Annotated in this window: 15 protein-coding genes and 1 pseudogene; 7 read left to right on the forward strand and 9 right to left on the reverse strand. The window is 58.7% G+C overall.

The genetic code is table 11. The features are described from left to right. Window positions 1-581: 581 nt before the first annotated feature. Window positions 582-860 (reverse strand): hypothetical protein, encoded by a 279-nt coding sequence (locus tag ACSKB9_RS16325; protein WP_438074244.1) that lies wholly within the window; start codon window positions 858-860, stop codon window positions 582-584. Next, a complete protein-coding gene (locus ACSKB9_RS16330; protein ID WP_438074245.1) occupies window positions 857-1,990 on the reverse strand; it encodes a hypothetical protein in 1,134 nt (377 codons plus the stop codon). Before ACSKB9_RS16330 ends, ACSKB9_RS16325 begins: the two co-directional genes overlap by 4 nt. Before the next feature lie 379 nt (window positions 1,991-2,369). Here ACSKB9_RS16330 and ACSKB9_RS16335 point away from each other — a divergent pair, with 379 nt between their 5' ends. Both ACSKB9_RS16335 and ACSKB9_RS16340 read left to right on the forward strand, forming a co-directional pair. After that, window positions 2,370-2,651 carry a hypothetical protein gene (locus ACSKB9_RS16335; RefSeq protein WP_438074246.1) on the forward strand — a complete coding sequence of 94 codons (282 nt, stop codon included), beginning with the start codon at window positions 2,370-2,372 and terminating at the stop codon, window positions 2,649-2,651. Window positions 2,652-2,671: 20 nt separating this feature from the next. Beyond that, window positions 2,672-3,715: a DNA cytosine methyltransferase gene (locus tag ACSKB9_RS16340; protein ID WP_438074247.1), complete on the forward strand. Its 1,044-nt coding sequence runs from the start codon at window positions 2,672-2,674 to the stop codon at window positions 3,713-3,715. A 293-nt stretch (window positions 3,716-4,008) separates the two neighbouring features. Here the strand turns inward: ACSKB9_RS16340 and ACSKB9_RS16345 are convergent. The 6 genes and pseudogenes from ACSKB9_RS16345 to ACSKB9_RS16370 all read right to left on the reverse strand — a co-directional run. Continuing rightward, window positions 4,009-4,158, reverse strand: a pseudogene (locus ACSKB9_RS16345) (hypothetical protein); the annotation flags it as partial. Further along, window positions 4,155-5,291 (reverse strand): Z1 domain-containing protein, encoded by a 1,137-nt coding sequence (locus ACSKB9_RS16350; protein WP_438074248.1) that lies wholly within the window; start codon window positions 5,289-5,291, stop codon window positions 4,155-4,157. The pseudogene ACSKB9_RS16345 and the gene ACSKB9_RS16350, both read right to left, overlap by 4 nt. Continuing rightward, window positions 5,186-6,238 carry a hypothetical protein gene (locus ACSKB9_RS16355; RefSeq protein WP_438074249.1) on the reverse strand — a complete coding sequence of 351 codons (1,053 nt, stop codon included), beginning with the start codon at window positions 6,236-6,238 and terminating at the stop codon, window positions 5,186-5,188. Before ACSKB9_RS16355 ends, ACSKB9_RS16350 begins: the two co-directional genes overlap by 106 nt. 420 nt (window positions 6,239-6,658) lie before the next feature. Beyond that, entirely contained in the window at window positions 6,659-6,931 is a 273-nt protein-coding gene (locus tag ACSKB9_RS16360) for a hypothetical protein (RefSeq protein ID WP_438074250.1), read from the reverse strand. A gap of 552 nt (window positions 6,932-7,483) precedes the next feature. After that, a complete protein-coding gene (locus ACSKB9_RS16365; RefSeq protein ID WP_438074251.1) occupies window positions 7,484-8,005 on the reverse strand; it encodes a hypothetical protein in 522 nt (173 codons plus the stop codon). 91 nt (window positions 8,006-8,096) lie between these two features. Then, window positions 8,097-8,594 (reverse strand): hypothetical protein, encoded by a 498-nt coding sequence (locus ACSKB9_RS16370; protein ID WP_438074252.1) that lies wholly within the window; start codon window positions 8,592-8,594, stop codon window positions 8,097-8,099. Window positions 8,595-8,823: 229 nt separating this feature from the next. On the opposite strand from ACSKB9_RS16370, the gene ACSKB9_RS16375 reads away from it, so the two are divergent. Then, entirely contained in the window at window positions 8,824-10,029 is a 1,206-nt protein-coding gene (locus ACSKB9_RS16375) for a hypothetical protein (protein WP_438074253.1), read from the forward strand. Further along, window positions 10,007-10,696: a hypothetical protein gene (locus tag ACSKB9_RS16380; RefSeq protein WP_438074254.1), complete on the forward strand. Its 690-nt coding sequence runs from the start codon at window positions 10,007-10,009 to the stop codon at window positions 10,694-10,696. Before ACSKB9_RS16375 ends, ACSKB9_RS16380 begins: the two co-directional genes overlap by 23 nt. A 27-nt stretch (window positions 10,697-10,723) precedes the next feature. Here ACSKB9_RS16380 and ACSKB9_RS16385 read toward each other — a convergent pair whose 3' ends face one another. Further along, entirely contained in the window at window positions 10,724-11,500 is a 777-nt protein-coding gene (locus tag ACSKB9_RS16385) for a nucleotidyl transferase AbiEii/AbiGii toxin family protein (protein WP_438074255.1), read from the reverse strand. On the opposite strand from ACSKB9_RS16385, the gene ACSKB9_RS16390 reads away from it, so the two are divergent. The 3 genes from ACSKB9_RS16390 (at window position 11,446) to ACSKB9_RS16400 (ending at window position 13,806) form a co-directional block, all read left to right on the forward strand. Beyond that, window positions 11,446-12,021, forward strand: coding sequence for a hypothetical protein (locus ACSKB9_RS16390; protein WP_438080647.1), 576 nt, complete (start codon window positions 11,446-11,448; stop codon window positions 12,019-12,021). The genes ACSKB9_RS16385 and ACSKB9_RS16390 overlap by 55 nt on opposite strands. A 316-nt stretch (window positions 12,022-12,337) precedes the next feature. After that, window positions 12,338-12,694: a hypothetical protein gene (locus ACSKB9_RS16395; protein ID WP_438074256.1), complete on the forward strand. Its 357-nt coding sequence runs from the start codon at window positions 12,338-12,340 to the stop codon at window positions 12,692-12,694. Then, window positions 12,691-13,806, forward strand: coding sequence for a hypothetical protein (locus tag ACSKB9_RS16400; RefSeq protein WP_438074257.1), 1,116 nt, complete (start codon window positions 12,691-12,693; stop codon window positions 13,804-13,806). Before ACSKB9_RS16395 ends, ACSKB9_RS16400 begins: the two co-directional genes overlap by 4 nt. The last annotated feature ends 211 nt before the right edge of the window (window positions 13,807-14,017 follow it).

Here is a 14,017-nt window from a genome sequence, read left to right on the forward strand (position 1 = left end):
ACTCGCCGCCGGGATCGACTGGCCGCTTCAGGAGGTCGGACCTCGATGCGGCCAACAGGTCGTTGGCCGGCACGGCAGTTCAGGTGTGGCCGGACGAAAACGGCGCGTCGGCCCATCCGGCGCTCGAACGGGGCGTCGCGATCAACGTGTGGGCGTCGACCTCAAACCGGCTCGAGGCGCCCGGCGGAATCTGCTGCGAAGACTGCAAGGTTGCCGGGACCGCGATGAGGCCGAAAGGTCCTGGACGGCTTTCGGTGCGGCCGGGGCAGATCGACCGCCGCGAGCATGGGTCTGCGCCTCCAGTCGCGCCGACTGCGGATGCGCTTCATTCGGAAACGAATCTCAACGCCGCCTCGAGGCCATCGAAATTCCCGTCGATTCCATCAGGCCCGTGCTCGAACGCCCTCCACTGCTCGCGGCCCTGAACGACCAAGCTTCCGCCCTCTCGGGCTCGTTCGCGGCGGCGCAGCACCGCCAGCCTTCCGCTGCGACGCCTGACCCGCCGGCGGGCAGCCGCAACGGCAGCGAAGGAGCAACCGCCTTGCCCGAGACCGCGGTGACAACGCAATGCTCCTTGAGCCCTAGAAACGACGCGGCACGTTGGGCAATCGAGGAACGGTGATATTGGGCGTCTTGGGAACATTCAGGCCATCCGCAGGTCGAAGGGCGTTCGTGCCCTCGCCGCCAGTGCCCTTCCTCGAACCAATGCCGCCGGAATCGTCGGCCCCGGAGCCGCGAAGTCCGCTGCACACGTCGGGATTGCGGTCGCAGATACCGCCTGGACCGGGTGTCTGCGCCTGTGCGGAGAGCGAGCAAAGCAGTGAAATAAGCCCCGCACCGATGAATGACGTCCTCATCATGAGCCATCTCCCGGAATCCACCTTACGCTTCGATACCCGAACGCCACCGGCCTCTGAAGAATGTCTACGGTCGAGATCACGGACGAGTTGCCGAACTGCAAGGAAGTCGTCACTCCTGGTGAAGTGGGTGCCGGCTTCGCCGTCTCGCCCGTGACGTCACCTTCCGGCTTGCCGGATGCAACCGGGGTGCCTGCCGAAGCGCTGTTGTCTTCCAGCCTGGCGGGCGGCAGCGGAACCGGCGGCATCTCGGCGCCACCCGAGGCCAAGGCACTTCCTCTCCCGGCCCTTCTGATGGTGGTGTGCATTGAACGCGTCAGAAACACACGTGAGACCAGCGCGATTTCCAGGGCGTAGCGAGGCCGCTTCTTTTTCGTCCCGGGATCCTCAACCTGGTCGAAGATCTTGCTGCCGACCACTATCGACATTTGCTTGCGGGCCTCCGCATCGGTGCACTGCAGTTTCATCACCGGATCCCTGCAAAATTTCGTCAGCTCGTGCTCGGCGATGAGACCTGGCAGGCCGTAGGATTCGGCGGCCGAGATCCTGACTTCCGTCGTGACGTCGGAAGCTGCAGAGCCGCCGAACGCTCCGCCAAACCAGCGGGGCGAGTTCGCGCGTATATTGGCCGCCCGGGTGCTTGCGATCGTGAATCCGGGAAAAAGAACGAGCGGCAGGTCACCCCGGGTCGTCTGCGTTCCAAAGATCGAGTTTTGGGAAGAAGTGAATTTCCAGGGCTTTCCATCTCCTGGCGGGTCGGGTGTCTCCGGAAATTTGTACATTTCGGCATAGGTCTGCTCGAGCTGCGCGGACAGATCAAGGTGCCACAGTTTGAGCGCCTTGACTGCGATCGGCTCCTTTTCCAGGTTCTTCAGGGCATCGTCGGTGATCAGGACGAACACGTCCCCCACCGCGATGTCTTCCTGAGGAGGATAGACCGGCTCGATACCAAGACGTGCGATCGCTTCGTTCCATTGCTGTGCGACGGACATCTCTGCCGGGACAGGTTCGACCCATCTGAAAGAGAAATACGCCGCGGCGCCAAGAGCTCCCAGCGCGACCACTCCGATCGCTGTTCGCTTCAGAAAGAGATGCCCGTTCGCCGGGGACGGCCTGCCGTCTGTGACGCTCATCCGTCAGATCCTCCACATCGCAGCGGGCAGCATGTCCGATGCCGGAGAGTTTCTGAACCAGGGAGATCACCGGGGTGGCCTTCACCTGCACCTTTGCGCCTTGGCCGCCAACACTGCGACATGGTCGATAAGGAAGCGGAAGAAGGCCCTGTCGGCAGAAACGCGGTGTGGAAAAACGACCTCAGCAAATTGCGGGCCTGGCGACCGAGCAGGTCTGGAAGGCGAACGCATTCGGCTCGTTCCTTTGCTCGCATGAGGTCATTTTCGCGATGCTGGCGAAGGGCATTCGATGTCGTGTGTATCGGCGCGGCGGCATCTCGCGGGGGCCATCATGGCTGCTTCGCCTGGCAAAGGCGCCCGGTGCGGCCTGGCGGAGAGAATGGCGCGAACTCTCCGGCTGTCCGGCATCGAGGTCGCTCTCGTCGTGATCGACGGGGTCGTCGATCTGGAGAGAACGGCCACCAGGATTCCTGACAAGCCCGACGACCTCTGCGTCGACCCCGTTCTCGATGACCCCGCCGCTCCTCTGGCACTAGAGCGCACCACGCTACTGAGGCTGCGGCTTAGGAAGATGTCTCGCGGCCAGACACGCGAACCTTGTCTTCTCGGCGGAAAAAAATTATTGACATCCGATCCGGTCGAGGTCGACGCGGTCGCTTAGATTTGGTAACCACGGGCACCATGAAAATTTCAGCAATTGATGTCTTCTGCGGTATCGGCGGCCTCAGTTACGGGTTCAAGCAGGAAGGTATCGAAATCCTCGCCGGCTTCGATTCGGATCCTTCCTGCAGATTTGCATTCGAGACTAACGTCGAAGCCGACTTTCACAGTGTTGACGTTTCGAAGCTCGAAGGCGGTAGCCTGAAGAAATTGTTCGGTCCTAAAGGCGATCGCTATCGAGTGCTGATCGGATGTGCTCCCTGTCAGCCATTCTCTACATACACAAAGCGATATCGAAAGAAGGCGAATTCATCGGACGGTCGATGGCAACTGCTAAACGAGTTCTCCCGGCTCGTTCGAGAGACTCGACCTCACGTTGTGTCGATGGAGAACGTACCGCGCTTGGTTTCTCATAAGGTCTTCGGGCAGTTTGTCCGCAATCTTGAGGAATTGGGTTACCATGTAAGCTATGGCAAGCTGCGCGCTGAACGCTTCGGTGTGCCTCAATGGAGAACGCGCCTAGTCTTGTTCGCCTCGCTTTTCGGAAGGATCCAGCTACCAAGAGAAACGCACAAGGACCGCCCGAGGACGGTACGTGATGCGATCGGGTCACTTCCGACCATACGTGCAGGCGAAGGCAGCGCCCGAGATCGCATCCACGTCGGACGAAACCTAACTCCCCAAAACCTGAAAAGGATTAAAGCCACAAAGGAAGGAGGCAGCTGGAAGGACTGGGACCCTGAGTTGCAGCTTCGGTGCCATAAAAAGGCGAAGGGAAAGTCCTTCAGAAGCGTCTATGGTCGGATGCGCTGGGATGAGCCGTCGCCTGTGATAACCACTCAGTGCTTGGGCATCGGCAACGGTCGATTCGGACACCCCTCGCAAGATCGTGGAATCTCGATTAGAGAGGCTGCCCTTCTCCAGTCATTTCCTAAGAAGTTCAAGTTTGTTGAACCTGGCGAGCCGATCAATGGAGTTCGTCTAGCGCGCCAAATTGGCAACGCTGTGCCAGTCAGGCTAGGCCGGGCGATTGCACGAGCAATAAAGGAGCACCTCGCTGCCTGAGGATCAGTTCTCGGCGGCGTGACGCAAGTTTGCATTCTATTTTCTGGAGCACGTGCGGTGCATCCCGCATTACCTCCCTCTCCCAAAATCTCAGGACGCTCCAGCCACTTCTCACGGAGTTTGGCGGTCTGCGCCAAATCTCGTTCAACATTTCTGGTGATCTTCTCGAGCCAGAACGTGTGGTTAGTCTTGAAAGATCGCCGCAGAGCTCTCTTGCCGTGCTCGCGCAACAGGCGACCGTGCCAAAAGTCTCCGTCGACGAACACTGCCAAGCGCTCGTCGAGAAAAACGAAATCGGGCCAACAGTCCCGAAGCCGGGCATGCTGCGCAAACCGCTTTCCGCTTTGTCGCAAGGCCGTGGCCAAGAGTTGCTCGCAGCCTGTGTTCTTCCTCCGGACCAATCGCATCCGAGCTGAGACTCGCTCATCGATCACGGCGCTCATTCGTCTGCCGGACCGAAGATGAAGCCTGGACTGTTCTCCGGCATCACGAGCGTCGGATACCAGCCATCCGGAGCATTGGCATCGCCTCGATACAGAAGCACTAGGGTGGGCGTTCCATTTGCACTTTCGCGGATCAATGTAACTTCGTTGCCGGACAGTCGCGCGCGGGAACGGTCTGGATTTCCGTTGAGGCGGCGGACATAGATATTACCGAACTCTCCAGCATCTTCTCGATACTTGAGCAGGATCTCCGCGACGGCATCAGGATTCCAATCCCCCGGGTCGTTGTCGACAAGTGGCACCATGGAAACCAGCTCCATTGTAACGTTGAATGGAACGTTCGCGAGGCGCGCCTGACGGTCATTCTCACCGACGGGTACTTCTTCGCGACGAAGTATCTGCAGGATGTCCAGCGCGACTGCAGGCGCATCGCACCACCGTGCTGGATGAATCTGCGCCGTGCCACTCGGCACGACTTCCAAATAGCCACTGGGAAGCGCATTTGGTCGAGTAGCCCTCGTTCCCCGTGGGACCCAGATAACAGGATTCTGACCCTGAGGATCCCGACGCAGCTGATCTCTCAGGCGCCCTTCAGCATCGTGAATCCGTCGGAAATTGGCGGCGACCCTTCGTGGCACATAGACGCGAGTATAGGGCATCAGATCCACCCGATAACCGTACATTCGCGCATGCTGCCAAACCGTATCCATCTGCGAGATCTTGGCTTCTCTGACGTAGTAGGTCACCAGAAGATCGTCGATCGTGAGGCCCCGACCGAGGATATTCCCACCTACCAAGAAGTTCACTCTCGGCCCAGGCGCTTGAGGCAGCTCCGCTGCCGAATTGTAAACGATGATCGATTGCTGCTCGACAGCACTTCGCAGACTTGTGACGAGATCGCCCAGCGCGGGCGGATCAGTTATCGTCCGGCTCAATTCCGCATATGCCGTGTCGAAATATCGCATCGCCGCATCGATATCACCTCGAACCGTTCGGCGGATCTCGGCGAGATGGCGGCCAATATAGTTTACCACGACCCCATGCTCTCCAATGCTGGGGCTACTGTGGGATAGATGTTTGAATCCCTCGGTCGGCCACTGGCCATCGGCAAACGCTCTGGCTGTGGCGGCCAAGAGAAAATAATCAATCGAGTTTGCAAGTCCGGTCGGAATTGCACGCCTGCCGATAGATTGCAGCTCGGTGCTTGGCACGAAGACGAGTGGCGCGGCCGGCTCGGCAGGATCGGTCGGATCGAACGCGTCGAAAAAAGCTCTCCGCCACAATATCCTTCGCCGGGTTCAAGAAGCATCGTCTCTCCGGGACGTGTCGGAGAATTCGGCCGCTGCAGGAACAGTATGAACGGCGTCGCAGTCACGGGCACGTAGACGCTGTGCGGAAATATCTCGCCGAGAGATTTACCCTCTTGCCCGGGCTTCGGGTTTTCGAATACGCGGCGATTGATTGCACTGCCATAAGGAGGAGCATTAGGGCGCTCCTCCTCTCGAGCCTTCACAGTGGTATCCGGCGTCGCAGCATCAGCCTCGTCATCGAATATGAGAGCAGGATACGATGGCGCATCGATTCCTTGCAGAAACGCCATTATGCGACCCAGATGAATGTCGTTTTTTGCTGAGACAAGAACGATTCCGTCCCGGGCGATCTCGTCACGAATGTCGTCTTCCAATCCCTCCCATTCGTAGCGATCGGAAAGCCGGCGAGTAGAAAATACCCGGGGACCGCTCAGCGCTCGGAACCTGCTTGCTGTTTGCTCGACCAGCGCAAGATTGTCCGATGTCAGAACCACGATCACGCGGAACCCATTGTCGAGACAAAGAGCTGCGCTCAAAACCATTGCGGCTGTTTTGCCGCTCTGCACGCGGCCGTAGAGAAGCACATTCGGCGAGCGGTTAGCGAGGATAGGCTCGCTACTTGCCTGCGCCGACCCGTTCTCGCCAACTTCACCGCGAGCAACAGAAACCTCGTACGTGTCGACAAGGCGCTGGGCGAAACTATTCGCTTGCGCGAGCGCTCGATCCACCGCGGCCGGAGCCATCGGACGATTGCGCAACCCGTCGATCAAGTTTTGTCGCGTTCCGTATGTAACTTGGCCAGTACGAATAGGCACGCGTGTCTCCCCCCGTCGGTTTCAACTTAGGGTGACGCTTAGCACCTAGGGATTTATTCGCAATAATCCTATTTTCTGTAACTTAGCTCGTTGTTAATATTGACTTTTTGATAGAATTCGGACGTGGAAGTGATCCGGCCGGATGACACGGAAGCAATCTTCAAGTTCAACCACCGGACGGTTGGCGCCCGGAGGCATCGTGACCCGTGGAGCGCCTTTTCTTGGCCGGCAAGATGACCATCCGTCGTGCGGACGTGGCGGAAGCTAGGCTGGACTGGTCGAAAATGAAGAGCCTCAGTGCCCGTCTAGACATCTGAGGCCGTGCCCCCGGTGATCATCGTGGCTTAGATTGGCGCGATCAGCCGGTATCAGCAATCAGAAACGGTATCGTGGAAGCATCGAGGCCATTTCGTCGCACAGGTTGAGATATTCCGGCCGGCTCTTGCCGGGCATCTTCTGCGCGAGATAGCGGTGCCCTGCCTGAGGCCGCGAGACCGTGCCGCTGCCGGTGTTCATCGCCGCGTACTCCGCGATCATCGCGTTACGACGCGTCGTGTAGAGAGTGGCGCCGTCGAGGTTGCAACGTACGGTGCCATCAGCGCGGGCAGCCGGCCGAACAACAGGGAAGCTGCCAGCAGCGCGGATCATCAGATATCGGGTGAATGTCCGCATCAACATGGTCGATGTGGATCACATGCCAAGGTAGTACGCAACTCTCGCACTTCGTCACATGGTCCGCCGCCAGTCCGGGGAGCTTTTGTTTGACGTTGAAATTTTGAAGATCTACCGATTCGGTCCTTCCTATGTCTCCATAGACATCGCAATCCGATCGCAATCGACCCCAGCATCTTCCCGGCAGTATGCCGCCGACAAGATCGCAGATCGCAGGGCGAGCGATGACGCAGAACACGATCTCCGCCGCGCGCACGCCCCCCCCGAGCAGATCAGTGAGATCACTTTTGAAGCGATACGGAAGGCACCCTCTACATCTACCCACAGCCTGAAACACTGGGTTTGGTGAAGCAACGATACGACGCGGTCGTTTCGCGGCCCGTCCCCCTTGTTGCCTTCGAAGGCCACCGAGCCTTAACGATCGCGGCGAACGCTTGTTTCCGCCATGCGCGGCCAGGTGCCGCACTCGACCTGCTCCGCACACTCGCGAGCCCACGGCCATGCCTGGATCGGGGGCGCACGGGGATATCAATGTCTGGGGCAGTTCTTTTCAGCGACGCATCTGACGCACTGGATCGCCCAGGTCTTCAAGTTCTCGGCTGTGGGTTGGCGGATGATCACTCCCCGAATGCGAATGTTTTGCCACGCCCGCCCCTCTCCAGGTCCTTTGCCATCACATGCAACGGGCACGGTAACCGTCCGATTGTCCGCCGATACTTTCGGTTGACCATACCTGCCGTTGTTCTGACTTATATTCTCGACGGTGATCGCATCGAGCGAGCGGTTTTGAATGATCGTTCCTGCTGGTGCGGTGTAGGTTACTGCCCCACTCCTGTCGTCCCGGCGAATGCTGGCGGAAAGCCCACGACATCCCCGGCCGGGCAAGTTGATTTCCCCTTCCTGGGTGAACTGTTGCGGGCTTTCGTATGCGGCTTGCCGATCGGCCATGCATTGATCGATCTCGTCTGACCAGGCAGCGCGCGTGGAATGCGCCATGACGAGCAACAAGGCTGCAACTGTCGCCGCGCGGCGACGCACTGACCTCGGCATATTGAGTGCTCCCTTCACCTGCCGGCTTGCAGGCGCTGACGTGATTGGACCGTCACCTCCGCCACGGACAATTTTTCCTTGTCGATCGCGTTCAGGCAGGCGTTGACACGCGCCACATCGACCTGCGGCCCCTGCCCGGAAGGCGAAGCAGCAGGCGTTTCCGAGCGTGGTACCGGCTGGATGACCGGTGGCGACTGGGTCGGCTTCTCGGATTTGGAGACAGCGACCGATTGACCGAACGTGACGAGTTCTGCAAATGAACCCGGCCATCGGAAAAAGAAACAACTAACGCAAAAGCGCCAACACCACGCAAATGCTGAGGGTGAAGGCCCATACGATTACGAACCGGCAGGCGCAGGATGACGAAGCCCTGGCGCTCGCGACCGAGGATCCGCGCTATGGCAGAAACGATGAAGAACAGGATGAGCAATACGAGAATGACGATTGCGCCAAGGGCGGCAACATTCCAACTGATACGGAATGACTCGATGATTGCCAGCACTGCGACGATGGCGATCGCGGGCCATACAATCCGCGTGGCGGGATACTCTCGATTGGCCTCGCGCAATAGTTCAAAAGGCGAAACCATGCGAATTCCTCAATTCAACAACCATTTCGCAAGACCAAGGCGATCGCCGACCGCGTTAGACGCAATATCATGTACCTAAAGAAGCAACAGAAAACTTTTTGATTATCCAGGCATGGACAGCCTACAATCTAGAGATGTGATATTGTTGTTAAGCTGAGCAATGGCGGCGCTTGTGACTCAAAATCAACTCGATGTGTGAGGCGTCGTGCGCGATTCCGCAGGAAGGTCGATGACTCCTTACAATTTCGCATTGGATACGTTTCTCGATCGCCGCGAGATGCGATCGCTGATCATCAGCGATACGAGGCTTCAGCCAGACCATTTCAAGTTTGACAAGGATCAAGCGAACGCGCTCATTGAGCAATTTCGCGCCAGCGCGCCCGACTTCTGCCGGACATATGACACCTTCATTGCCATCTTCGATGATTTGCGAAGCGCACTCGCGTCCTATCGCCTGTCCGCGCAACACGCGGAGCCGATACGCCGGTCTGCGGTTCTGTTGTCCCTGCTAGACGGTTTCCACATATTCGACCAACCATTCATTCGACCATCGGATTCCGACACGATCCCCGAATCCGACCTGATGAACCTTCGCGCCTTCCGGACAGCCGACGGCAACAACTATTCAGCCGACGATCTCCTGGAGGGCATTTTCGATGCCCTCAAGGGTACTCTGGATTATTGCGCATTCCTCAAGACGCAAGCAGATCGAGGCGATAGTGCAAGGCCGGATCTTCGCTTGTTATTCAGAGTGTTCAATCAGTTCCGGGTTTACAAGAACGACTGGTTTGAATGCCTTTGTCTCGGCAATGAGGTGGACGTCGAGCCGGAAGCGCTCGCGGATAATGCTATTGAGATCGCCCAACGAATTGGTCTGGCGCGCGAGAGCTCGCTGAGAATGCAGCACGTCTCCTTCGGTGCATTCAAAGGGTTCGCGGCCGCGCAACACCGGTTTGTCGACGGTCAGTTACGCGTGGGGCGGAAAAATCGGCGGGATTTCGCGAAATTCCGCGCGAGCATGCACGATCACATCGCCTACCCGTTCCTGCGCCACGTCATTCGGGATATCAGCGCGGATAGTCCGGCATCGTGTACCCTCGATATATATCTTCTTCTCAGTTTCATTTCACTCGGAAACCTCACTCGGTACGGCCTCAAGGCCGAGAGCGGCTCGTATTTGTTCGATACGGCCTCGTTCCGGAGGTTCGTCGCGGCCATTCTCGGCATCGACGAGAAGTTCGCCGTTGAGCAGCTGGCGCGATTTGAGTTCGTACCAGGTCAAAAGCACGACATATGGTTCACGCCACTCGTTCCTCTCGGGACGAACTACGCGCTCCTCTCGCCAATGTGCGCTCATGCGAACTTCGAGCGTTTCGTCGAACATATGATTTCGCGCGCCGACGGCATCGACCTTGGCAGGCGCTTCGAATCCTGACGTCGCCGACCTGACGGCACGTGCCATTAGACGGGCGTCGCTGCCTTTCTCGGTCCATGGACGCGGAAAGCTTTGGGCGAACGCGACGACTTTCGAAGAGATCGATCTCCTGATCCTAGCCGATAAGGCGATCTATGTCGGGGAAGTGAAATACGATGCGTTCTCGGCCGAACCGCTCACGATTTTTCAGCATGTGGAGAAGATGGCGGGCGCGTGCAGACAGGCGGCAAAAAAGGCCGACTTCGTCAAGGCCAATTGGTCGATACTCAGTTCTGACCTGGGTTGGCCGGCCGACGTCGAAAGGGTGATTCCGTTTGCCCTGACTGAAAAGACTTTTCTGAATGGCTTTTCGTTCCGAGGTATCCCCATCGTTGCTCTCAGGGATTTCGAGGACTTTTTTGACGGCCGGATCCTGTTCAATGTGAGCCTGGGCAAGGGTGGCAGTATGTCCGGCGGGGCCTTCCAGAAAACCTTCCAGAGTCGCCAGTCCGCGGCCGTCGATCTCGAAACGTATCTGAACGAGCCCCTCAGACGACGGGAATTCGCAAAGCGCCTCAAAATCCGGGCTATCGACCGCAGACCGACACAAGAGGTCAGAACTTCCTACCGCAGATATGAATTCGAAGTTGTTAACGTGGTTTCGTCCACCGATCGGGATTCGCCTTAGCGTATCCTGCCGATGCTGGGTGGCGGTTCAGGACGGCTTGTTGGCTCGCGTTTCAATGTCCGCACAGCGCCGCATCAACTCATCGAACTTGTCTGGCGTATCGAGCAAAAGACCGTCGTCCACCATGTGCTTGTAATCTTGCTCCAGGACGTCTCGCGTCTCTCCCTCAGGGACGAGCCTCAATGCACCACCGACAGCTGCGCGATAGTCGATGATCGAGCCTGCAGCATCCTTTTCCGAGAAGAACCAGGATTTGTGCTCCGCGACAACCCCAGCAAGCTTCCGGTCTTTCAGTGCCTTCTCTGCAATTCCGGAATCGTCCAATCGAACAAGATCGTACCAGTGGCGAGCGAAACGCTCGCCTTTCAATTTGCCTTGAACGCAAAAGACATGGATCGCGGTAGCCTTTTCCCAGAAGGTACGCTCTGCTTTCATGGTCTTCGGCTTGGCCGTGGGAAATTCGAGCGTCTCGAGATATTGGGCGGCGTCGCAAACGACCTCGTGTATCTCGCTCGGCTCGCCCGTCGATCGTGCGCCGAATTCGAGCATCACCGCAGGACTTACATAACCGCTGCCGGTCTCCAAAGGATCGTATGTGACGAAGATCTTGTCGTCCTTGGCTTCAGCCTTTGCGTTAAGCTTGTCATCCTTCAGGCGCTGGTTAGTGACGGGCAGCGCCTGGTCTCGAACCCAGACGGGAAGACGCTCTCGCGGACGTAATTCTGCTCGTCGACAACGCTCAACAACCGATGCAGGCCGCGTCCCTCTCGGTGATACGGGCCGCGGCGATAGGCGGTCATCCACAGCAGAAGCTGGCCATCGCCTTCACGCACTTCGATCAGGTCAAGGGCGTCAACCTTCCGGGCTTCGCCGAAAAGCGAGCACACGTCATGGCGTCCGTGACGACCGAAGTCGCGCTTTCGTCGATCAGACAGCAGGTCTACACCGATCTTCACCGGATCGTCGAACGCAGGTCGGTGCAGGACCACGACGATTGGCGCGCGGCGTACGATCTGCGCGGCCAGAACTCCACGTTCGGCCGCGCTCAGGAAATAAATGCAATCTTTGAAGCGGGCGCGCCGATCGCGCCTACCGTGATAAATTCGGTCGCAGCCGAATTCATTCAGGAAATGCGGCGCCTCGTCTATCAGGCGATCGTTGCCAATGGAGGCGCAGGCCGACGATCCTGGTTAGTGCTCGCTGCCGCGTTCTGGTGTGGCGTCGACTGTTTACGCGGGCAGATTTGCCTGGAAACCGGAATTGTTCTTCGAACAGGAGCACAGACCAACGCCCGGTCAGGCACAGCCTCATGGAATCGGGCGTGACCCGGAGCTGGCGCAGCTTCCAAATACCGCATGCGGCAGGAGGCGTTCCGAATTCTGCCAACCCGGTTTACCCGGGGCATTATACAAGGTCCGGCGCCCGACTTTGCCAATCTGCGAGCGGAGTGGAGATGATTGCCTCGTGGCCGACGGGAACACCGTCGCGATCCCTCGCGATTGGGAGACGGGCTCTTCCACCCGGACCTCATGCCGAAATTTTTCCTGCCGGTGATCAGGGCCCGATGGAGATCATGCTCGGGATCTCCCTGGTTTTCGCCTCGTCGGTCGGGTGTCACACTTGGTTCGGGGAGGACCAGGGATGGACACGAAACCGGGGAATAAGCCAAAGGCAGCAGCGACGCCGTTCGCGCAGGCGACGGTTCAGCACGCGCAGGCTCTGCAGGCCAGGACGATAAGGGATGTCCAGATCGTCTCGCGGATCGTCACGGCTCTCGGGCTGAGACCGCCGATCAAGCCGGCCGCGCCTCTGTCCAGGCTTCTCGGCGGTGATGCAAACAACTGGGATATCGCGCTGATGCTGATGGCGTACCCGTCGTTCAAACACGATGGTCTCGTCCTTCAGAAGGGCGACGCGATGAACGCGGATACGCTCGGCGATATGGGGGATCTGGTATTCGCATGGTATGCCTCCGATGGCTGGACGATCCAGACATGAGAAACCGTGCCGCGATCGCGCTTTTGCTGCTTGCGACCACACCGATATCGCTCGCCCGGGCCGCAACTCCCGATATCGAGCACGCCAGCATCGACGAATTGAAGAAGCGGGATGCTGCTCTCGAAAAGGAGAAGGCGGCCATCCAGAAGCGTCTCAGGGAGCTCTCCCACAAGCAGGGAGGCGCTTTCGAGCGTGGCGCCGCAAAGCTCCTTCCCAATCCGCCGGACAGTCCGGCCGCGGATCCGGAGAAGACCTCATTCTGCAATCAGGACCAGCGTCTGTTCGTCAGAGCCGACAGCCTCGACAATTTTCTCTACATGGCACCGTCGGTCGAGAACGCGACCGGCGCTTCCGTCAGCTACACCGGCGACACGGTCGCCAGGACCGGCACGCTCGCGGTCGACGGGCAGGTATCCTACGTACTCTTCCGCGACCTGTGTCCGGACACTCCGAAAAAGTACATTCCCTTCGTATCGGGCTGGGCCGTCGTGCCCTTCGTCTCCGCCGCCGGAAACCTGACCTCGCCGCGCGCCAGGAGCGAAGAAAGCTCGACCAAGATCGGCGTCGATACCCAGTTCGAGCTGGCGCGAAGTTTCGGCATCTTCGGCGACTTCCCGCTGCGCCAGGTGTTCACATTCTCCCCCTACTACCAGACGGATTTCCGCGGCGAGGCACGCGCCTGGGGCTTCAACGGCTATTGGGACGCGTATGACCTGCGGTACCATCTGGGTGGCTATCTCAAGACCGATCCCTACCTCGGATGGTTCGTTCAGCTGCGCGGAGAAACCGACATCCGGCAGGTCGATATTCCGGGCGTGACCGGGCTGACGAGATCGAGCTACGAGTGGGCGGGAGCGACCGCGAGGCTGACGATGGTCTTCCTGCCGTTCGCGGACGTCCCGGACTGGCTGCAGAACAGGTTCAGCTTCGTCGCCACCGCGAAATACTTCCACGACTTCAATTCCGGAATGGACGTCAGTCTGTACCAGGCCCTGCTGAAATACAAACTCAATCCCTATTCCTCGATCGGGTTCGAGTACACGAACGGCACTGACAAGGACACGCTCACCTACTCCCGGAAGTACCTGGTCAAACTTCTCTGTGCGCAGTGAGCTGGGCCGTGACTGACAACGAGCCCGGGGACGGCGCGGGATCGCGCCGGTTCTGACGCGATATCTTCGGTCATGCGTCCTCCCTCCGGCCGTTTCGTTCAACGCGCAAATTCGGCCGGAGGCTGCGTACCCGGAAACGCCCGAAAGATGACTGACAGCTTTCTCCCGGATATATGTCTACGGGCTTGTGATCGACATTTCGATATGTCGC

It is taken from the genome of Bradyrhizobium sp. BR 1433, from assembly GCF_051547665.1.
Classification (GTDB): domain Bacteria; phylum Pseudomonadota; class Alphaproteobacteria; order Rhizobiales; family Xanthobacteraceae; genus Bradyrhizobium; species Bradyrhizobium australafricanum.